Annotated in this window: 18 protein-coding genes and 1 tRNA gene; 14 read left to right on the top strand and 5 right to left on the bottom strand. The window is 70.0% G+C overall.

Annotated elements, in window-relative coordinates; genetic code table 11:
* The first annotated feature begins 179 nt into the window (after positions 1–179).
* The 4 genes from ETD86_RS29170 (at position 180) to obgE (ending at position 4928) form a co-directional block, all read left to right on the top strand.
* Complete coding sequence (locus tag ETD86_RS29170; protein ID WP_425465670.1) at positions 180–2672, top strand: Rne/Rng family ribonuclease; 2493 nt, start codon at positions 180–182, stop codon at positions 2670–2672.
* 209 nt (positions 2673–2881) lie between these two features.
* Positions 2882–3184: a 50S ribosomal protein L21 gene (gene rplU / locus ETD86_RS29165; protein ID WP_103963887.1), complete on the top strand. Its 303-nt coding sequence runs from the start codon at positions 2882–2884 to the stop codon at positions 3182–3184.
* A gap of 15 nt (positions 3185–3199) precedes the next feature.
* On the top strand, positions 3200–3457 hold the full coding sequence (gene rpmA / locus ETD86_RS29160) for a 50S ribosomal protein L27 (RefSeq protein ID WP_012893687.1): 258 nt from the start codon (positions 3200–3202) through the stop codon (positions 3455–3457).
* Between the two features lie 118 nt (positions 3458–3575).
* The gene (gene obgE / locus ETD86_RS29155) at positions 3576–4928 is read left to right on the top strand and encodes a GTPase ObgE (RefSeq protein ID WP_138669404.1); all 1353 of its coding nucleotides are present in this window, start codon (positions 3576–3578) and stop codon (positions 4926–4928) included.
* Between the two features lie 53 nt (positions 4929–4981).
* Here obgE and ETD86_RS29150 read toward each other — a convergent pair whose 3' ends face one another.
* On the bottom strand, positions 4982–5752 hold the full coding sequence (locus tag ETD86_RS29150) for an SDR family oxidoreductase (protein WP_138669402.1): 771 nt from the start codon (positions 5750–5752) through the stop codon (positions 4982–4984).
* Positions 5753–5831: 79 nt separating this feature from the next.
* Here ETD86_RS29150 and proB point away from each other — a divergent pair, with 79 nt between their 5' ends.
* The 4 genes from proB (at position 5832) to ETD86_RS29135 (ending at position 10553) form a co-directional block, all read left to right on the top strand.
* Positions 5832–6950: a glutamate 5-kinase gene (gene proB, locus ETD86_RS29145; RefSeq protein ID WP_425465669.1), complete on the top strand. Its 1119-nt coding sequence runs from the start codon at positions 5832–5834 to the stop codon at positions 6948–6950.
* Between the two features lie 57 nt (positions 6951–7007).
* Positions 7008–8291, top strand: a complete 1284-nt coding sequence (locus tag ETD86_RS29140; RefSeq protein WP_138669400.1) for a glutamate-5-semialdehyde dehydrogenase — start codon at positions 7008–7010, stop codon at positions 8289–8291.
* Positions 8292–8422: 131 nt separating this feature from the next.
* Positions 8423–8599, top strand: coding sequence for a hypothetical protein (locus ETD86_RS55520; RefSeq protein ID WP_170223330.1), 177 nt, complete (start codon positions 8423–8425; stop codon positions 8597–8599).
* An 82-nt stretch (positions 8600–8681) separates the two neighbouring features.
* Positions 8682–10553 carry a serine/threonine protein kinase gene (locus ETD86_RS29135; protein WP_138669398.1) on the top strand — a complete coding sequence of 624 codons (1872 nt, stop codon included), beginning with the start codon at positions 8682–8684 and terminating at the stop codon, positions 10551–10553.
* 86 nt (positions 10554–10639) lie between these two features.
* On the opposite strand, the gene ETD86_RS29130 is transcribed toward ETD86_RS29135, so the two are convergent.
* The gene (locus tag ETD86_RS29130) at positions 10640–11671 is read right to left on the bottom strand and encodes a M48 family metallopeptidase (protein ID WP_425465668.1); all 1032 of its coding nucleotides are present in this window, start codon (positions 11669–11671) and stop codon (positions 10640–10642) included.
* Between the two features lie 87 nt (positions 11672–11758).
* On the opposite strand from ETD86_RS29130, the gene nadD reads away from it, so the two are divergent.
* The 3 genes from nadD to ETD86_RS29115 all read left to right on the top strand — a co-directional run bounded on the left by nadD (position 11759) and on the right by ETD86_RS29115 (position 13569).
* Positions 11759–12376 (top strand): nicotinate-nucleotide adenylyltransferase, encoded by a 618-nt coding sequence (gene nadD / locus ETD86_RS29125; RefSeq protein WP_138669428.1) that lies wholly within the window; start codon positions 11759–11761, stop codon positions 12374–12376.
* A gap of 91 nt (positions 12377–12467) precedes the next feature.
* Positions 12468–12863, top strand: a complete 396-nt coding sequence (gene rsfS, locus ETD86_RS29120; protein WP_138669395.1) for a ribosome silencing factor — start codon at positions 12468–12470, stop codon at positions 12861–12863.
* Between the two features lie 76 nt (positions 12864–12939).
* Positions 12940–13569 (top strand): histidine phosphatase family protein, encoded by a 630-nt coding sequence (locus ETD86_RS29115; RefSeq protein ID WP_211370395.1) that lies wholly within the window; start codon positions 12940–12942, stop codon positions 13567–13569.
* Positions 13570–13742: 173 nt separating this feature from the next.
* Here the strand turns inward: ETD86_RS29115 and ETD86_RS29110 are convergent, their stop codons facing one another.
* The gene (locus tag ETD86_RS29110; protein WP_138669391.1) at positions 13743–13928 is read right to left on the bottom strand and encodes a hypothetical protein; all 186 of its coding nucleotides are present in this window, start codon (positions 13926–13928) and stop codon (positions 13743–13745) included.
* A 2-nt stretch (positions 13929–13930) separates the two neighbouring features.
* Positions 13931–15151, bottom strand: coding sequence for an FAD-dependent monooxygenase (locus ETD86_RS29105; RefSeq protein ID WP_138669389.1), 1221 nt, complete (start codon positions 15149–15151; stop codon positions 13931–13933).
* 177 nt (positions 15152–15328) lie between these two features.
* On the opposite strand from ETD86_RS29105, the gene ETD86_RS29100 reads away from it, so the two are divergent.
* The 3 genes from ETD86_RS29100 to ETD86_RS29085 all read left to right on the top strand — a co-directional run bounded on the left by ETD86_RS29100 (position 15329) and on the right by ETD86_RS29085 (position 18853).
* On the top strand, positions 15329–16264 hold the full coding sequence (locus ETD86_RS29100; protein ID WP_246148376.1) for a TetR/AcrR family transcriptional regulator C-terminal domain-containing protein: 936 nt from the start codon (positions 15329–15331) through the stop codon (positions 16262–16264).
* Positions 16265–16330: 66 nt separating this feature from the next.
* Positions 16331–16403 (top strand) — tRNA-Ala (locus ETD86_RS29095).
* 1100 nt (positions 16404–17503) lie between these two features.
* Complete coding sequence (locus tag ETD86_RS29085) at positions 17504–18853, top strand: hypothetical protein (RefSeq protein WP_138669385.1); 1350 nt, start codon at positions 17504–17506, stop codon at positions 18851–18853.
* Positions 18854–18914: 61 nt separating this feature from the next.
* Here ETD86_RS29085 and ETD86_RS55515 read toward each other — a convergent pair.
* Positions 18915–19391: hypothetical protein (locus ETD86_RS55515; RefSeq protein ID WP_211370393.1), on the bottom strand; the 477-nt coding region annotated here is incomplete at its 5' end.

The raw sequence follows: 19391 nt of genomic DNA, 5'->3' as shown, positions 1-19391 counted from the left end.
TCGCCGATGCCGTGCCGGACGAGGCGGGAGCGCTCCCGGAGGCTGCTGCGCCCGATGAGGCCGCTGCCGAGGCGGCGCCCGTGAAGCGGCGCAGGACCACGCGCAAGAAGGCCGAGCCGGAAGAGGCCGTGGCTCCCGCCGCCGTCGAGGAGGCGGTCGCCGGGGCTGATGCCGGTGACGTGGCGGCCGCTGCGCCTGCGGCGGTGCAGGCGGACGCCCAGGCCGGCCAGGCCGCTGGTGACGTGGAGGCCCCGCGGGCCGGGCGCACGAGGACACGGGCAGGTCGCGGCGCTGCGGCGCGCGCGGCCTCCGGCGCGGACACAGCGGCTCCGGATGCCGAAGGGCCGAAGGGTGCGGAGGCGGACCTTTCCGAAGCCGAGGCGGCTGCCCGCGACGTCCAGGCCGCGGTTGTCGCTGCTGGGGCTGTGGCGGCTGCCGGTGGCGTGGAGGCCTTTGAGGACGAAGAGGACATCATCGAGATCCTGCCCGAGGACGAGCCGCTCGATGACGAGCCCGCGGGCGAGGACCTCGACGAGGAGCTTGTGCGGCCGAGTCTGCTCGCCGACCCGTTCGGGTTCGCGGTACGCACGCAGGACGAGCCGGGTGGCACCGCGTTCCAGCGGCCGGCGGCGATCTTCACGCCGCTGTTCCAGGCGCCCGACCCGAGCCAGGCCAAGCCCGCCGCGGTCAGGCGGCCCGAGCCGCAGCCCGCTGCCGCGCCGCCCGCCGAGGCGGAGGACGTGGCAGAAGAGGCCGTGACCGAGGAAGAGGCCGACGTCGACACCTCCGAGGAGCAGGAGGAGGAAGCCGGCGGCAGGCGCCGCCGGCGCCGCCGTGGCGGCCGGGGCCGGGGCAAGGCCCGCGAGCGCGACGAGGCCGAGGACAGCGAGGAAACCGAAGAGGAGACCGACGAGGAGCAGGGCGAGGAGGCCCAGGAAGACGAGGCCTCCACCTCGCGCCGCCGCCGTCGCCGTCGCCGCAGGGGTTCCGACGAGAGCCCCGAGCCGGCCAGCGACGACCCGCCGAACACGGTGGTACGCATCCGCGCGCCCCGCTCGGGCCGTACGGCGTCGCTCGACACCGCCACCGACGGCGTGCAGAGCGTGCGCGGCTCCACCAGGCTGGAGGCCAAGAAGCAGCGCCGCCGCGAGGGCCGTGAGCTGGGCCGCAGGCGGCCGCCGATCATCACGGAGTCGGAGTTCCTGGCCCGCCGCGAGTCCGTCGACCGGATGATGGTGGTGCGCAGGCAGGGCGACCGTACGCAGATCGCGGTGCTGGAGGACGGCGTGCTCGTCGAGCACTACGTCAACCGCGAGGCCAGCCAGTCCTACGTGGGCAACGTCTACCTCGGCAAGGTGCAGAACGTGCTGCCCTCGATGGAGGCGGCGTTCGTGGACATCGGCAAGGGCAGGAACGCCGTGTTGTACGCCGGCGAGGTCAACTTCGACACCGCCGGCATGGAAGGGCAGCCGAAGCGGATCGAGTCGGCGCTGAAGTCGGGTCAGTCGGTGCTCGTACAGGTCACGAAGGACCCGATCGGGCACAAGGGCGCGCGGCTCACGTCGCAGATCAGCCTGCCCGGGCGCTACCTCGTGTACGTGCCGGACGGGTCGATGACCGGCATCAGCCGCAAGCTGCCCGACAAGGAGCGCACGCGGCTCAAGAGCATCCTGAAGAAGGTCATGCCGGAGAACGCCGGTGTGATCGTGCGTACGGCGGCCGAGGGCGCCTCCGAGGACGAGCTGGCCCGCGACGTGGCCCGGCTGTCCGCCCAGTGGGAGAGCATCCAGAAGAAGGCCAAGTCGGCCAGCCCCCCCGAGCTGCTGTCCGCGGAGCCCGACCTGACGATCAGGGTCGTGCGTGACGTCTTCAACGAGGACTTCACCTCGCTGGTCGTGCAGGGCGACGAGGCATGGGACACGGTCGACGACTACGTCAAGTATGTCGCGCCGCACCTGGGCGAGCGGCTGTCGAAGTGGGACGGGGAGCAGGGCGGCGACGTCTTCGAGTCGTACCGGATCGACGAGCAGCTGGGCAAGGCGCTCGATCGCAAGGTGTGGCTGCCGAGCGGTGGCTCGCTGGTGATCGACCGTACCGAGGCGATGACCGTCGTCGACGTCAACACCGGCAAGTTCACCGGCCAGGGCGGCAACCTCGAGGAGACCGTCACCAGGAACAACCTGGAGGCGGCCGAGGAGATCGTGCGCCAGCTCCGGCTGCGCGACATCGGCGGCATCATCGTGATCGACTTCATTGACATGGTGCTGGAGTCGAACCGCGATCTGGTGCTGCGGCGGCTCCTGGAGTGCCTGGCGCGCGACAGGACGAAGCACCAGGTGGCCGAGGTCACCTCGCTGGGCCTGGTCCAGATGACGCGTAAGCGGGTCGGTCAGGGCCTCCTGGAGGCATTCTCGACGCCGTGTGAGTGCTGCAACGGGCGTGGCGTGCTGGTGTCCACGGAGCCGGTCGAGACCAAGCCGGAGCCGCGCGGCACGCAGGGGAAGATGGCCGTCGAGAAGGCGGTCTCGGACAAGGTTTCCGCGGCCAAGGACTCCGCCGGTCGTGATACGGTGACCGGTGCGCTTGAAGACGTCCCGACTGAGGACGACCAAGCCGGTCAGACTTCTGGCAGGGGGCGGCGACGCTCCCGCCGAGCCAAGTCCGCCGAGTAGCCCTCGACGGATGTCCGACGATCCGTCCGGTTCGCCTAGGGGACCGTTAATCCGGTACCCTGGTGAATCGGTGCGTCAGGTGACGTGCCCTGTTGGCGCGCCTACTCGGATCGTCGGTTCCAGACAGAACCGAATGACAGGCGCAGCATTCGGCGGCCGTCCCCTTGGGGGATGGTCGTGCAACAGCGAGTCAGTAGAAGGGTTCCGCGGTGTACGCGATCGTTCGTTGCGGCGGCAGGCAGCAGAAGGTCTCCGTCGGTGACGTCCTCGAGGTGGACAAGGTCGCCGGCGAGGTCGGCTCTTCGGTTTCGCTGCCGACGGTGCTCGTCGTCAACGATGGCGACGTGACGACCGAGGCGGGCAAGTTCATGGTCAGCGCCGAGATTCTCGGCGAGACCAAGGGCCCGAAGATCCGCATTCTCAAGTACAAGAACAAGACCGGTTACAAGAAGCGCCAGGGTCACCGCCAGCGGTACACCCAGGTGAAGATCACCGGTATCGACCAGGCCTGATCGGGAGTTTGAGAGATGGCACACAAGAAGGGCGCGTCGTCCACCCGGAACGGCCGTGACTCCAACGCTCAGCGCCTGGGCGTCAAGCGTTTCGGTGGCCAGCTGGTCAACGCGGGCGAGATCATCGTCCGCCAGCGTGGCACCCACTTCCACCCCGGCGACAACGTCGGCCGTGGTGGCGATGACACGCTGTTCGCGCTGGCCGCCGGCCACGTGCAGTTCGGAGTCAAGCGCGGCCGCCGGGCCGTGAGCATCGTTCCCGTCGCGGAGTAGCTTTTCCTGCTCCCGACTCGGGGATCGTCTGGGGTGGATCGAGCGGTTTCGATCCACCCCTTTTTGCGTTGTGCGGGAAGTATGAGATGCCCCTGGTGGGGCGATGAAGGAGTGAGGCATGCCGGACTTCGTGGACCAGGTGGTCCTGCACATCAAGGCCGGTGACGGGGGGAACGGGTGTGCCTCCATCCACCGGGAGAAGTTCAAGCCGCTCGGCGGCCCCGACGGGGGGAACGGTGGGCGCGGCGGCGACCTGATCCTGGAAGTCGACCCCAACACCGCGACCCTGCTCGACTACCACCGGAGGCCCCATCGCAAGGCCGAGAACGGCAAGCAGGGCCAGGGCTCCAACCGGGACGGCGCCAACGGGGAGGACGTGGTCCTGCCGGTGCCCAACGGCACGGTCGTCAAGGACGCCGTCACGGGTGAGGTGCTGGTGGACCTCGTGGGGGCCGGCACCCGATACGTGATCGCCCAAGGCGGGCACGGCGGGCTGGGCAACGCCGCCCTGGCCAGCACGAAGCGGAAGGCGCCCGGGTTCGCGCTGCTCGGGGAGCCGGGTGACGAGCTCGACGTCATGCTGGAGCTGAAGAGCGTCGCGGACGTGGCGCTGGTCGGGTTTCCGAGCGCCGGGAAGTCGTCGCTGATCGCCGCCCTGAGTGCGGCCAAGCCGAAGATCGCCGACTATCCGTTCACGACCTTGATCCCCAACCTCGGGGTGGTGACCGCCGGGGACACCGTGTTCACCGTGGCGGACGTGCCTGGGCTGATTCCCGGGGCGTCGCAGGGGAAGGGCCTCGGGCACGAGTTCCTGCGGCACGTCGAGCGGTGCGACATGCTCGTTCACGTGATCGACTGCGCCACCATGGAGCCGGGGCGCGATCCGGTCACGGACTACGAGGTGATCGAGGCGGAGCTGCGGGCGTACGGGAAGCTCGAGGACCGGCCGCGGATCGTCGTGCTCAACAAGGCCGACGTGCCGGACGCGCGGGAGCTGGCCGAGATGGTCACGCCCGAATTCGAGGCGCGGGGGCTGCAGGTGTTCACGATCTCGGCGGCCACCCACGACGGGCTGCGGGAGCTCACGTACGCGATGGGCGAGTGGGTCGCGGCGGCGCGGGCCAACAAGCCGATCGAGGAGCCGACGCGGCTCGTGATCCGGCCCAAGCAGCTCGGCGAAGCCGGGTTCCGGGTGCGGCGGGTCAACGAGAACCTGTTCCAGATCACTGGCGAGAAGCCGGAGCGGTGGATCAGGCAGACGGATTTCAGCAACGACGAGGCGGTCGGGTATCTGGCCGACCGTCTGGAGCGGCTGGGCGTCGAGGCAGAGCTTGCCAAGGCCGGCGCCAAGGCGGGGGCCGAGGTGGTCATCGGGCCGATGGAGGGCGGATACATCTTCGACTGGCAGCCCACGCTGAACGCCGAGTCGGTCCACCACGGGCCGCGCGGCTCCGACAACCGGCTCGGCTAGCCCCCGGCTGTCGCCGGTGGTCGCGGTCGGCCGGGCTGTGGAGCGGATGCGGGCTAGGAGCGGAGGGTGGCTTCGGCGCCGCCGTCGGCGTACAGGATCTGGCCGGTCATGAAGGAATTGTCCGCGCTGACCGTCCACGCCAGCAGGGACGCGATCGCCGAGACCGGTCCGGGGAAGCCCAGGGGTTGTGGCATCGTGGCGGCCACGAGCTCGCTCGTGGCCGGGTCGGCCAGGAGCGTCCTGCGGGCCGCCTCCGTGTCCACCACGCCCGGCGCCACCGCGTTCAGCGGGATGCCGGCCCCCGCCCAGTCAGGGCCGATGGCGGCGCCCCTGAGCCACTGGTTGAGGGCGAGTTTGCTGGACGGGTAGACGATGCGGCCCCGCCCCGCCTCCACGGCCGCCGCGGCGGCGGCAGCGGCGGCCTCCTCGTCCAGGGCGAGGCAGGCTTTGACGATGCTCTCGTCCGCGGCCACGATCGCGCTCAGCGAGGACACCGCGACCGCGCGGGGCCGGTCGGACTCGGTCAGGAGCGGGCGCAGGCCCTCCAGGGTGGCGAGGGTGCCGAAGAAGTTGAGCCGCACGGTGAGCGGGGACGGCAGGCCGACGCCCGCGACCGCGACCACGCCGTCGATCCTTCCTCCCGACGCGACCCTGACCAGGGAGATGAGCTGTTCACGCCCTTCCGGGAGGGCCAGGTCGGCGATCACGTCGGCGTCGCGTACGTCGCAGCGGATCACGCGCGCTCCCGAGGCCGCCAAGTGGTCCGCGGTGGCGGCGCCGATGCCCGAGGCGGCGCCGGTGACTACGTAGGTTCGTGTACACATGGGTAAATGACTACATCGAATGAAGTGATGCAGTCAATGTATTTAATTGGCCGGCCGGAGCTTCGATAGGCTGCCAGATGTGCGGGAACAGATCAGCTCGGCGTCGAAGGTCGTTGTCAAGGTCGGCTCCTCCTCGCTCACCACCCCCCAGGGAATGATCGACGTCGATCGTGTGGACGCCCTGGTGGACGTGCTGGCGGCGCGGCGCCGTACCGGGACGCAGATCGTCCTGGTCTCCTCCGGGGCGATCGCGGCGGGCCTCGGCCCGCTCGGGCTGAGCGCGCGACCGCGCGACCTCGCCACCCAGCAGGCGGCCGCGTCCGTCGGCCAGGGCGTGCTGGTGGCCCGCTACACCTCCTCCTTCGCCCGGTACGGCCTGCGCGTCGGCCAGGTCCTGCTGACCGCCGACGACATGATGCGGCGCGCCCACCACGTCAACGCCCAGCGCACCCTGACCCGGCTGCTGGAGCTGGGCATCGTGCCCATCGTCAACGAGAACGACACCGTGGCCACCGACGAGATCCGCTTCGGCGACAACGACCGGCTGGCGGCACTGGTGTCACACCTGATCAGGGCGGACGCGCTGGTGCTGCTTTCGGACGTGGACGCGCTCTACGACGGCCCGCCCAGCCGCGGCGGGGCGCGCCGGCTGGCCGAGATCCGCGGCCCGGAGGACCTGGCCGGCGTCGAGCTGGGCAGAAACGGCGCGAGCGTCGGCACCGGCGGCATGGTGACCAAGGTGCAGGCCGCCAGGATCGCCACCGGCGCCGGCGTCCCTGTGGTGCTCACTGCCGCCGCTCACGCGGCCCAGGCGCTGAGCGGGGCCGACGTCGGCACCTACTTCCACCCAGGTGGCCGCCACCCCGGCACGCGCCTACTGTGGCTCGCGCACGCCACCACCGGGCGCGGCCTGCTCCATCTGGACCAGGGTGCGGTCGAGGCGATCGTGACGCGCCGCAAGTCGCTGCTGCCCGCCGGGGTGACCTCCGTGGAGGGCGATTTCGCGGCAGGCGATCCCGTGGACCTGTGCGGGCCTCAGGGGCTCGTGGTGGCTCGCGGGCTGGTCAACTTCGACGCGGTCGAGATCCCCGACCTGCTCGGACGCTCCACGAGAGAGCTGGCGAGCGCCCTCGGTCCGGAATATGAACGCGAGCTGATCCACCGTGACGACATCGTCATACTGGAAGCCCACAGCTGAACACCCGGGGAGATCAGGGCTGGGAGCGGCCCTGTGCAGCGGAAGCGGAGCGTAGCCATGAGCACAGAGTTCCTGAGGGTCGCCCAGGCGGCACGAGAGGCCGCCGCCGAGCTGGCCCCGCTGCCGCGGGCGCCGAAGGACCGGGCGCTGCGCGCCGTGGCCGACGCCCTCGTCGCGCACGCGGCCGAGATCGTCGAGGCCAATGCCAAGGATGTCGAGCAGGCCAGGGCGCAGGGCACGTCCGAGGCGATGATCGACCGGTTGCGGCTCGACGAGGCCAGGATCGCCAAGATCGCTGACGCCGTGCGCGAGGTGGCAGACCTGCCCGACCCGGTCGGCGAGGTGGTCCGCGGCGCCACGCTGCCCAACGGGCTGGAGCTGCGCCAGCTCAGGGTGCCGCTGGGCGTGATCGGCATCATCTACGAGGGTCGCCCCAACGTCACGGTCGACGCCGCGGCGCTCTGCCTCAAGAGCGGCAACGCGGTGCTGCTCAGGGGCTCCTCCAGCGCCTATTCCTCCAACACGGCGCTGGTCAGGGTCATGCAGGATGCGCTGGCGGCCACCGAGGTGCCCGCCGGGGCCGTTCAGCTGGTTCCCGGGCAGACCAGGGACTCCGTCAAGGAGCTCATGCGGGCTCGCGGCCTGGTCGACGTGCTGATCCCGCGCGGCGGTGCCTCCTTGATCAACTCGGTGGTCGAGGAGTCGACGGTGCCGGTGATCGAGACCGGCGTCGGCAACTGCCACGTCTACGTCGACGCCGAGGCCGACGTGGATCTGGCCGTGCAGATCCTGGTCAACGCCAAGGCGCAGCGGCCGTCGGTGTGCAACGCGGCCGAGACGTTCCTGGTGCACGCGGACATCGCGGACACGTTCGTGCCCAAGGCGCTGGAGGCGCTCGCCGAGGCAGGCGTGACCGTGCACGGCGACGAGCGGATCGCCCACCATGGCTCCGGCGTCGTGCCCGTCACCGAGGACGACTTCTCCGCCGAATACCTCTCGCTCGACATCGCCGCCGCCGTCGTCGGCTCGCTGGAGGAGGCGGTGGCCCACATCAGGCGCTACGGCTCCGGGCACACCGACGCCATCGTCACCCGCTCACAGAAGGCGGCCCGCAGGTTCGTGGCGCTGGTGGACTCGGCGGCCGTGGCGGTCAACGCCTCGACCAGGTTCACCGACGGGGGCGAGTTCGGATTCGGGGCCGAGATCGGCATCTCCACGCAGAAACTGCACGCGCGTGGGCCGATGGGGCTGCCCGAGCTGACGTCCACCAAGTGGGTCTACACCGGTGAGGGGCATCTGCGCACGTCAGAAGGCACAGTGATAGCGGCGTCCGGCGACTGAGCCCGCCTCACGGAGTGACGCCATGAGCAGGCGGCATAGGGCGACCGAGCCGCCGGACGGAGCGCGGCCATGAACACGTTGACCGGCGTGTCGGCCTGACCGGTGCACACGTCGCGGCTTGACTGGGAGACATGGACATTGTCGTCGCCCTCGTCTTCTCGGCCGCGGTGTTGTTCGGGGCCGACCGGCTCCTGCTCTGGCTGGAGAGCCGCGGCCACGTCAACTGGCGCAGGAAAGGCCGCAAGCGGTTGTCGGACGAGCCCGCGGCCGGGCTCGACAGCATGCTCTCCGACCACACGCGCCGATAAACCATCGGCGTGCCTCAAGCGGCGACTCGGGTCCCGGCGCTAGGGTTGTGTCCCTTATGGGCGCGCTCGGCGGGGAGGGACGGTGAGCAAGCTCGGCAAGGTCGGGCCGTACACCCTGGTCGAGCGACTCGGCCGGGGCGGCATGGGCGAGGTCTACCTCGCGACCACCCGCCGGGGCGAGCGCGTCGCGCTCAAGGTCCTGCACGACCTGACCGAGGACGAGACCTCGCGCATCAGACTCGAGCGTGAGGTCCGAGCGCTGCGCCGGGTCGAGAGCCCGTACGTGGCCAAGGTGCTGGACGCCGATCTGAACGGCGTGCGGCCGTACCTGGTCATGGAGCACATCGAGGGCGCCACGCTGCTGGAGCGGGTGCGCCAGAGCGGCTCCCTCGACGTCACCGAGCTGGTCGGCATGGCGCAGGGCATCGCCGCGGCGCTCGCGATCATTCACGCGGCCGGAGTGGTGCACCGCGATCTCAAGCCGGGGAACATCATCATGGGCACGGAAGGGCCTGTGCTGATCGACTTCGGGATCGCGCAGGTGCACGACGCGACCCGGCTGACCATGACGGGCACGTTCCTCGGCACTCCCGGCTACACGGCACCGGAGATCTTCGCCGACGAGCAGGTCGACTCGCCGGCCGACGTGCACGCGTGGGCGGCGACGGTGGCGTTCGCGGCCACGGGGCGGCCGACGTTCGGGCGTGGGACGGCCGAGGCGCAGATGTACGCGGTGCTGAACGGGCAGGCCGACCTCAAGGGCGTGCCCGTCGAGTTGTTGCCGCTGGTGCGGGCCGCGCTCAACAGGGAGCCGGGCAAGAGGCCCACGGCGGCGTTGCTGGCCGACCGGCTGTCGCGGCTGGCCAAGGCCGCCAGCGCCACGGAGCCCGAGCCGTCCGCGGCCCCCGATGCGGCCGAGGAGGCGGGCCGGGCGACGCCCGCGCGGAGCCGCACCGCCGAGGAGGCGGCCGCCAAGCCCGCCCGTGGCAGGCCCAACAACACGAGCGCGGACGGGAAGGTGCCCGCGCCGCGCCGGCGCCCGGCCGCCGACACCGGCCGCGCCGGGACGGACGGCAAGGGGAGTGCGGCGCGCGGTCGTACGGGTGCGGACGGCACGCCGGCACGCGGTCGTACCGGTGCGGACGGTGCGGCGGCGCGCGGCCGCACCGGTGCGGACGGCACGCCGGCACGCGGTCGCACCGGCGCGGACGGGGCCGGGGCACGGGCCAGGACCGGCGGCACGGACGGGGTCGTGGCGCGGAGCCGGATGGACGGGGCCGTGGCGCGGGCCAGGACGAGCGCGGACGGGAAGGTGCCCGCGCCCCGGACCCGCGGGAGCGTCGACGGGAAGAACACGGGGCCGCGCCAGCGCGCCGCGGCGGCCGTCCGGAGCAGGGCCAAGCCGCAGAGCAAGCGCACCCCCGAGTCGCACACCACGCTGCCCGCGGGCAACGGCGCCCTGCTGCTGCTCGCGGTGCTGGCCGTGCCGTGTGTGGTGACCTCGGTGATCTGGCCGATCGCCTCCATCGCGATCACGACCGTGTTCGTGGTGCTGACCAGAACGTTGTGGATGAGCCACTGGCTGATCAGGAACCGCAGCTCGCAGCGTACGCGGGTGACGCTGCGTGTGCTGCTTTTCCCACTGGCGCTGGCCGGGGCCGTGGCGACCGCCGTCGTGTGGCCGGGCGTGCCCGTCGCGGTGGCGTCGGGCGGGGCACTCTGGGTGACCGGCGGCGGTGAGATCGACACCGACTGGTGGCAGCAGCCCGCGCCTGTAACGGTGGCGGGCGTGGTGTTCGGGATGTTGTGTGGTGGCATCACCGGGCGCGAGATCGAGCGGATCGGCGGCCGGTTGCCTGATCTCCGCAGGGAGGGGTTGCGCGCGCTGGCGGTGCTGGGCGGGTTCGTCGCCCTGTGCGCGGCCGCCGTACGCGCTATCGCCCTGCTGCTCTGAGGTGCTGGTTCGGCCCGCCGCCCACGGGATGGGCGGCGGGCCGGACGCGGTCGATCAAGCGGGATCGGCCGCGTACGTTGATCGGGCTAACCCTGGCCGCCGTCGCGGCGCGAGAAGCGGTTGAAGATGCGCTCGCCCGCGTTGACAGCGCCCTCGGCCACGTCGCGCAGCACGCCGATGAACGGGTCCTGCGACTGCGACCAGGACGCACGGTAGGACTCGGCCGCCGCCTTGACCTCGTCGGTCACTCGTGCGTTGGGGTCGTCCTCGCGGCGCGGGTAGTCGCCGCCGAGAATCCGGTCGTACTCGCCGCTGCGCTGCCACTTGTCCAGCTCGGCCACGCGCACCACGGCGAACGGGTGCGTGGTGCCGAGCAGGTTGAGCACCTTGAGGAAGCCGTCGCGAAGGTCGCCCGCGGTGTCGTATTCCTGGTACTGCTCCAGGAACGCCTCGATGTTCATCTCGTGGGTGTAGTCGCCGCCGGCGAGCTTCATGAGCGCCCTCTTGCCCGCCTCGGGGTCCTGGCCGACGAGCAGGCCGCCGCGGTCGCAGGACAGCTCCGACTTGCGGTACCACTCCTCGAGACCCGCGACGATCGCCCGCAGGCCGATGTAGCCGAGCGGGATCCACGCGACGCGGGTGGCGAGGCGGGTGAGGATGTCGAGCATCGTCCGGTAGACCGCGTGACCCGAGAGGATGTGCGCGGTCTCGTGGCCGATGACGAAGCGCTGCTCCTCCTCGTTCATGAGGTTGAGCAGGCCGGTGGTCACGACGATGAACGGGTCGTCGAAGCCGATGGCCATGGCCTGGACCTTCGGGTCCTGCTGGATGTAGATCTCGGGGATCCGGTGCAGGTCCAGTGTGTAGGCGGCGTCGCGGCCCATGTCGTAGACGGAGCGGAACTGGGTCTCGCTTACGCGCACGGCCGACGCCAGGTACATCAGGCGCAGTCTGCGCTCGCTGATGAGGCCGGACATCTGCTTGAGAACCGTGTCGAACCCACTCAACTTACGCAGAGCGACCAGGGCGGACCGGTCTGCGGGGTGTTCGTAGGCTCGGGACGAGATGCCGGGCAGTTGGACGCGGTTGCGGTCCGGGGTGGTCGTCATGCCCGGCATGCTACGTCCGCAACGGAAGTCATGCGCGGCCATCGTCAAGGGGGGTCCCATCATGTTGTCGGAAGGTGTCCGCGTAAGGTCCGATTCATGATGAATGCGCCTGGTGTGAAAGGGATTCGGCGAGTTGGTGTGATGGGCGGGACGTTCGATCCCATCCACCACGGCCACCTTGTCGCGGCCAGCGAGGTCGCTCATCACTTCGAGCTCGACGAGGTCGTCTTCGTGCCTACCGGGCGGCCGTACCAGAAGGCGGAGCGCGAGGTGTCGGCGGCCGAGGACCGCTATCTGATGACGGTGATCGCGACCGCGTCGAATCCCCGGTTCTCCGTGAGCAGGGTGGACGTGGACCGGCCGGGGCCGACTTTTACCATCGACACTTTGCGGGATGTTGCCGAAATCTATGGCCCACAGGTGGAGCTCTACTTCATCACCGGCGCCGACGCGCTCGGGGCCATTCTCGGCTGGCAGGACGCCGACGAGCTGTTCGAGCTGGCGCACTTCGTCGGCTGCACGCGTCCCGGCCACACGTTGCACGATCCGGGGCTGCCCGAGGGCAAGGTCACGTTGCTGGAGATTCCCGCCCTCTCCATCTCCTCGTCGGAGTGCCGCCAGCGGGTGGAAAAGGGGGAGCCGATCTGGTATTTGGTGCCCGACGGAATCGTTCAGTACATCAACAAGAGGGGGCTCTATCACGGCCACGGGTGAACCTCTCCGTGCCGCACGTGAGGGGTTTCGGGCCGGAAGGGTACCCTCAACATATGGGCATGCTGCCGACACAGGAGGACAGACCCGCATCGTGACCGCATCTGACAGATCCGTCCAGCTCGTGCGCATCGCCGCGGAGGCCGCGGCCGACAAGCTGGCCGATGACATCCTCGCCTACGACGTGAGCGAACAGCTCGTCATCACCGACGCCTTCCTGCTGTGCTCCGCCACCAACGACCGTCAGGTCCGTGCCATCGTCGACGAGATCGAGGAGCGGCTGCGCACCGAGGCCGACGCCAAGCCCGTCCGCCGCGAGGGCGAGCGCGAGGGCCGCTGGGTGCTGCTCGACTACATCGACATCGTCGTGCACGTCCAGCACGAAGAGGACCGTACGTTCTACGCGCTCGAGCGCCTGTGGAAGGACTGCCCGGCCATCCCGCTGCCGGAGAGCGTCATGCAGGCCAACCTCCAGCGGACGCGCGCGTGAGTGAGCGGAGCGAACGAACCATTAGACGCAGCAGCAATGATCATGCTGATGACGAGCCTTCCGGCGAGGAATCCGCATGAGCAAGCGGATCGTATGTCTGCGACATGGGCAGACGCTGTGGAACGTTGAGCAGCGTTTCCAAGGACACTCCGACATCCCGCTCGACGAGACCGGCGTCGCGCAGGCGACCAGGGCCGCGTCGCTGCTGGCCTCCCTGCGGCCTACCCTCATCGTCTCCTCCGACCTGCAAAGGGCCAACGACACGGCGCTGGCGCTCGGGCGTGTCGTCGGGCTCGACGTGGCCGTCGACAAGGCCTTCCGCGAGCGCGGAGGCGGCCAGTGGGAAGGGCTGACGCGGGAGGAGATCGCCGCGCAATGGCCCGTGGAGTACGCCGCCTGGGAGGCCCCGGACGGCGAGCCGGTCCAGGACGTCGCCGCACGTGTGGCGGCCGCCATGCGCCGGTGGGCGGGCCGGCTGGACGATGACGGGCTGCTGGTCGTGGCCTCGCACGGCGCCGCGCTGCGGCTCGGCATCTGCGAGCTGCTCGGGCTGCCCGAGGAGTTGTGGCCGGCGATCGGCGGGCTGGGCAACTGCTCCTGGTCCGTGCTGCAGGAAGGGCGCAAGGGCTGGCGGCTGCTCGAGCACAACGCCGGGACCCTGCCGGAGCCGGTCAACAGCGACGACCGGCCGGACGCCGAAGCATAACCATCCCGTACGGCTCGGGGGCCGTACGGCGGCGGATCTCGGACGCATCACTCGTCGACAGCTGACGGGAGCGGCCGTGCCCGCAGCGGCACGCGGCGCCCTGCTTCTACGTCATCAACTCCTACGCCGCTTCTACGTCACCAACTCCTACGCCGCTTCTACGTCACCAACTCCTACGCCGTGCTCGGGCCGGACGACGGCGTGCCGGTGCCGCCCGGGTCCACGGTGACCTGCCGATGAGCGCGGCCGTCAACGGCCTGGTCGTGGGTGGCGACCAGTGGAGCACCATGGCATTCGCGTAACCGCATGATCGCGTACGCGTCCCGGAGGGCCGGGGACGTGCCGGGTGACACGGTCACGATCAGTGTGGGGCACCTGGGCGTGCGGCAGTGCCGGGTCGTAGAGGGAGCGGAGCCGGCTCCTGATGATCCGGAGGCACGGCGTAGTTCTTGAGCGGGATGGCGCTCGGGGCCGTCAACCTCCTGAGGAGGCCCATTCCCGGGAGGCGCGACAGGACGCGCATGGTCTGGTTGCGCTGCCAGATCTGGGATCCCTTCTGGGGGACCAGGTAGCCGGCGGCACCCCGTGCCTGCTTCTGGCACTTCTCGACGTAGGGGCGCAGCTCGTGTTCGTAGCGGTCGAAGGCGGTGCGGTGGTCGGGCGCCGCCGTGAGCTCGCCGGCCAGCACGTACGCGCCGATGATGGCCAGGCCCGTGCCCATCCCGCCCGGGCCGGGCGCGTGGGCCGCGTCGCCCAGCAGCACCACGCGGCCGGACGACCAGCGCGGCAGGACCACCTGGGCGGCAGGGGCGAAGTAGAAGTCCTCCGCCGCCCACATGTCCCTGAGCAGGGATGGGATCTCCCAGCCGAGGCCGTCGAAGGCGGTCGCGATCAGCTCGCGCCGGCGCCCGTGGTCGTACGCCGGCGTGGGTGACGCGAAGTCGAGCGCGGCCCTCGTCTCGCCGCCCGTGCGCATGATCGTGGCGCAGCGGCCGGGGACGCTGTACATCAGTCCTTCGTGGTCCAGGCCGTACGTTCCCGGCACCGAGAAGATCGCGCCGTGCAGACCCAGATGGCGCAGCTCGGCGGGCTCGTGGAAGGCCAGGTCGCGGACGGTGGAGCGAATGCCGTCCGCGCCCACGACCAGGTCGAACGTGCGGGACGGCGACTTTTCGAAGCTCACCCGCACGCCGCCGGCGGTCTCGGCCAGCGTGGTGATCGAGTCGTCGAAGACCCACTCGGCGTTCGACGCGGCGTGGAGGATGCGGCTCAGCGCGCCGCGCAGGATCTCGACGTCGCCGCTGAACACGGCCGACGGGATGCTCGACACGCGCTTGCCGCGGGCGTCGACGATCGTGATGTCGCCCATGCGGGTCTGGGCGTCTTCAACCCTCTGGCGGATGCCCATGCGGGTCAGGACCTCCAGTTGTGTCGTGCCGCGGAAGTCGACCGCCTGGCCGCCGGTGCGGAGGGTGGGGGCTCGTTCGACGATCGTGGGGCGGTGGCCGAGGCGGGCCAGCCAGTGGGCGAGCGCGGGGCCGGCGATGCCGCCGCCGGAGATGAGGATGTCGAGGTCGCGCATGGCGTGCTCCTTCAGTGCGTCTACGCCGTACGCGGACCATAGATGGATGCTGGTTTATGTGGCAAGACTGGGATGGGCGCACTAGTGCACTGGTGGTCAGCGATGTGGTTGGATGAGGACTGGTGCACTAGGGCGGGAGGCGCGAGCGTGGATAGTCCGGGCATACGAGCGGGGGATGTGCCCTACCTCCGGATCGTCGACGAGATCCGGCGCCGCATCGTGGCTGGAGAGCTGACGGCGGGTGACCGGGTGCCCTCGACCCGGCAGATCGTCCGGGAGTGGGGCGTCGCGATGGCGACCGCCAGCAAGGTCCTCGGCCGGCTCCAGGAGGAGGGGCTGACGCGGGCTGTGCCCGGCGTCGGGACCGTGGTCGCCGGGCCGGAGCGGCAGCCGCCTGCGGAGGACCTCACCAGGCAGCGCATCGTCCGGGCGGCCGTCGAGATCGCCGACGCGGAGGGGCTGGCCGCCGTCTCCATGCGGCGCATCGCCGCCGAGCTGGGTGCCTCCGCCATGTCCCTGTACCGGCATGTGGACGGCAAGGACGAGCTCGTCCACCTGATGGCCGACGCGGTCTACGGCGAGGACCCGCCGCATCGCGGTCCAGCCGGGCTGGAGGCCGCACGGGCGGCGCCTGGCCAGGCACGTGGCTGGCGGGCCCAGCTGGAGGTGGCGCTGCGCCGGCAGTGGCGTATCCACCGCCGCCATCCCTGGCTGGCTCAGGCCGTCTCCCTGACCAGGCCCCAGTTCGTCCCCAACGGGATGGCCCACACCGACCGGCTGCTGCACGCGGTGGACGGGCTCGGCCTCGACGCCAACACCATGCTGCACGCCGCCATGTCCCTCATCAACTTCATCCGCGGCACCGCCGTGAGCCTGGAGGCCGAGGAGCGGGCGCGGACGGAGACGGGGATCACTGACGACGAGTGGATGCGAGCGCGGGAGGCCGAGCTGGGCGAGATGTTCGCCTCCGGCGCCTACCCCACGTTGGCCAAGGTCGTGTCGCAGCCGGGACTCGACGTGGACCTGGACTCGCTCTTCGAGTTCGGTCTGCGCCGCCAGCTCGACGGGTTGGCCGTACTGGTGGCCAGAGCGCGGGACGGGCGGCGCGATTAGGCGAATCGGCGCGGATGGCTATATGCTCTCCGAGCGCCGCAACGGGTGGACTCGTAGCGGTGACCAGGGGCTATAGCGCAGTTGGTAGCGCGCCTCCATGGCATGGAGGAGGTCTGGGGTTCGAATCCCCATAGCTCCACCGGTGTTCCGCATTCGACGTGCGGAAGAGATCGTCGAAGGGCGGTCGGTAGGCGGCATCGCTGATCCGGCCGCCCTTGATCCTTATGCGGGTGAAGATCGCCTTGTTGGGCTGGACTCCCCAGGTCACCTCCAGCCGCCATCTTCCGGCGCTGTTGGACAACCGCCCCACCTTTCAACCGAGGGCGAGGGACGCGGCCAGGGGGTAGGGGATGTGCGTGTACGCGCGGGCCCGGAGCTCTGTGATGACGGGGCTCCCGCGAAGTACGGCACCGAGCCGATTCCCGCCAGGAGGCCAACGGTCGGCACGAACAGGCCGGCCACAAGGCCCGCTGCCGTGGGTCGCAGCGACTCAACCGATTTGTGACCTGATTGTGGGGCGTTCGCCTGACATGCCCGCATTATCCCTTTCCGTAGGCTGTCGACAAGCTGCGGTACAGGCGCCGGGCAGCGCATGCCGTGCTGTGCGGGTAGCTGCCGGCCGAGGGGCAGCAATCACCCCTTTCGTTCGAGGGGGCAAGGCGGGGGACATTGAGATACGGCATCTCGGCTATGGTGGCCGTCACGGGCATGCGCGCCTGGTGCTACCGCAGGCGGTACGAACGGCTCGGGCGGCATCGGTCTGACATCGCCGGCACTATCCCCGAGAACGGCTTACGGTCGATCTCCGCGCGCCTGGACAACGGGCACGCGCACTAGGATTCCGCCGAACAACCGCTGATCTGTGCTGAGAGGCCGCTGATGTCGACCCCATTCCCACCATCTCCCGGGCAGGTCCCCGGCTGGCAGCCGCAGGGACCTGGCGCGCCTGGAATGCCGGGCCAGCCCGGTCCGATGGGGCCGACTGGTATGCCGGGCCAGCCTGGAATGACGCAGCCGAATGGAATGCCAGGCCAGCCCGGAATGCCAGGCCAGCCCGGAATGCCAGGCCAGCCCGGAATGCCAGGCCAGCCCGGAATGCCAGGCCAGCCTGGAATGGCGGGACCGCCCGGAAGGGGGGGCAGGCATGCCGGTGGCTTTCCGCCGATCCCACCGGGACCGGCGCCGGGCGGCAGCGGAGGGCCGTGGCCGCCTCCCCGGCGCAGTGGTGGCGGGAAGGGGTTGCTGATCGCCGTAGCCGCTGTGCTCGCCGTCGTCCTGATCGCCGGGCTGGGCGTGGGCTGGATGCTCCTTCGCCCCGGTGGCGGCGACGGATCGTTCTTGAGCTCCACCGGAGAACGGCGTAGTTCGGTCCGGCCGCCATCGCCGACGGGCAAAGGGGTGAAGACTGCCGAGGCGGTGAAATTGCGGCCGATCACCGGCGACCAACTCTGCGCCGCCATTCCGGACGACGTCCGCAAGAGCCTGGTCACCGACGGTAAATACGGTGGGAAGGATTCGTCAACAAGTGCGGCCACCGCAAGCGAGAAGCGGGCCGCGTGCAAGTGGTCCAACAACAAGATGGACGTCGGCGACGGCGTCATCGGCTTTCGCTCTCTAAGCATCTCGGTGGAAGCCAAGAGCACCGAACGACAGAACGCGGTTGAGTACGCCAAGGAGCAGTTCGACAACGACAAGGAAGAGCACCAGCGGCGGGTCAACGTCCGGGACGGCAAGCGGGTCGACGGAAGAACCTCCGGCTCGGCGTTCGGCGAGCTCAAGGAGCTGGAGTACGGCGACGCGTCGTACAGTCAGTCCTCATTCGGACACAGCGGCCTCAAGGCCAACGTGTTCGTCCGGCTGGGGCCCTGGCTGATCCAGGTCGAGTACGGCGGCGACAACCGGAGCGGCAACAAATACCCCAACGGCGACGAGGTGAGGGCTGCGGCCGGCAAGGTCGCCGAGCTCATCACCGCGGAAATGGCCAAGGACCCCGGCAAGGTAAAGCTCACCGGGCCGTGCGCGACCCTCACCGCCAAGAACATCGAGTCGGCATTCTTCCCCACCGCTGAAGGACCATCCGTCGGCGGTAACGACGGCAGAATCCAGCAGACCACCTGCACGTGGCGGATCAGTGAGGCGGTCAAGCACGAGCCCGGACAGGGGTACACCAGCCGGGGCGGCGAACTGCGCATCCACGTGGTCGACTGGGGCGGCGGCGGCACCGGATCGGCGTTCCAGTTCGATCGAGATGCCAAGAAGTACGACCGCTATCGCGCCAAGGGCGGCATCGGCGACGACAACATCCACGTCGACTACGAGCCTCGCCAGGAGCTCTCCGGACTCGGCGAGAAGGCGTTCGCCGTGGTCTCCACCACCACCAGGCCGGGTCGGCCGGACGAGGCGCCTAGGAAGGAAATCCTGATCAAGGTATTGATCGGCGAACGGACGGTCGATTTCACTTTCAGGGGTACGACGGCCGGTGGCGGTGTCGTCGGCGCCCAAGGCTACAAGGAGCCGGTCTTCGAGTCCTCCTCTGCGCAACGGGCCGTTGCGCAGCTCGCCAAAAGCTTCCTCGCCGGCCTGAAATGACCGACGGCGCCGAGGCCCCCCGCCCCATCAGGCAGGGACCTCGGCACTTCATAAGAGTGCGTTACACGAGCTGATGCCCCTTTCGTTGTTGCGGTCGGATGAGGTCTGCGGGTCGGTGGGTCGCTGTTCGGTCTACGGGCGCGGCTGGGTGGACAAGCCGGGCTCGGTTTCGACGAGGATGCCGCGGCTGGCCAGGCGTTTGAGCTTGGCGCGGACGTTTTGGATGCCGTTGGGCGTCAGGGGCAAGGCCCATCGCCAGCGCCAGGTCGCGGGCGCGTAGAGAGCCCTCGGCCTGGCCGAAGACGGTGAGGATCTGCTGGTAGTAGGGATGATCGAAGCCGACCAGCCGCGGCGCGTCCGGTTCGGCCGGAGCGGGGTCCGCTTCAGCGAGGGACAGGAGCGTCTTGCGGCTGATCCGCAGATGCTCGACCTCCTGGCTGAGTTCACTGAGCCGCGCGGTCAAGGAGTCGATGTCGGTCTGGGTCTGCTCGATCTGGCGGGTCAGGGCCTGTTCTCGGGCATCCAGCCGGTCCAGGAG

It is taken from the genome of Nonomuraea turkmeniaca (assembly GCF_005889735.1).
In the GTDB taxonomy this organism is placed as follows: Bacteria; Actinomycetota; Actinomycetes; order Streptosporangiales; family Streptosporangiaceae; genus Nonomuraea; species Nonomuraea turkmeniaca.
The sequence above is the reverse complement of the archived record's forward strand: the minus strand, read 5'-3'. Positions and strand labels throughout refer to the sequence as shown.

Coding starts and splice junctions, on each gene's coding strand:
- rpmA (WP_012893687.1), top strand. CDS start 3,200: ATGGCACACAAGAAGGGCGCGTCGTCCACCCGGAACGGCCGTGACTCC.
- obgE (WP_138669404.1), top strand. CDS start 3,576: ATGCCGGACTTCGTGGACCAGGTGGTCCTGCACATCAAGGCCGGTGAC.
- ETD86_RS29150 (WP_138669402.1), bottom strand. CDS start 5,752: ATGTGTACACGAACCTACGTAGTCACCGGCGCCGCCTCGGGCATCGGC.
- ETD86_RS29140 (WP_138669400.1), top strand. CDS start 7,008: ATGAGCACAGAGTTCCTGAGGGTCGCCCAGGCGGCACGAGAGGCCGCC.
- ETD86_RS55520 (WP_170223330.1), top strand. CDS start 8,423: ATGGACATTGTCGTCGCCCTCGTCTTCTCGGCCGCGGTGTTGTTCGGG.
- ETD86_RS29130 (WP_425465668.1), bottom strand. CDS start 11,671: ATGCCGGGCATGACGACCACCCCGGACCGCAACCGCGTCCAACTGCCC.
- nadD (WP_138669428.1), top strand. CDS start 11,759: ATGATGAATGCGCCTGGTGTGAAAGGGATTCGGCGAGTTGGTGTGATG.
- ETD86_RS29115 (WP_211370395.1), top strand. CDS start 12,940: ATGAGCAAGCGGATCGTATGTCTGCGACATGGGCAGACGCTGTGGAAC.
- ETD86_RS29105 (WP_138669389.1), bottom strand. CDS start 15,151: ATGCGCGACCTCGACATCCTCATCTCCGGCGGCGGCATCGCCGGCCCC.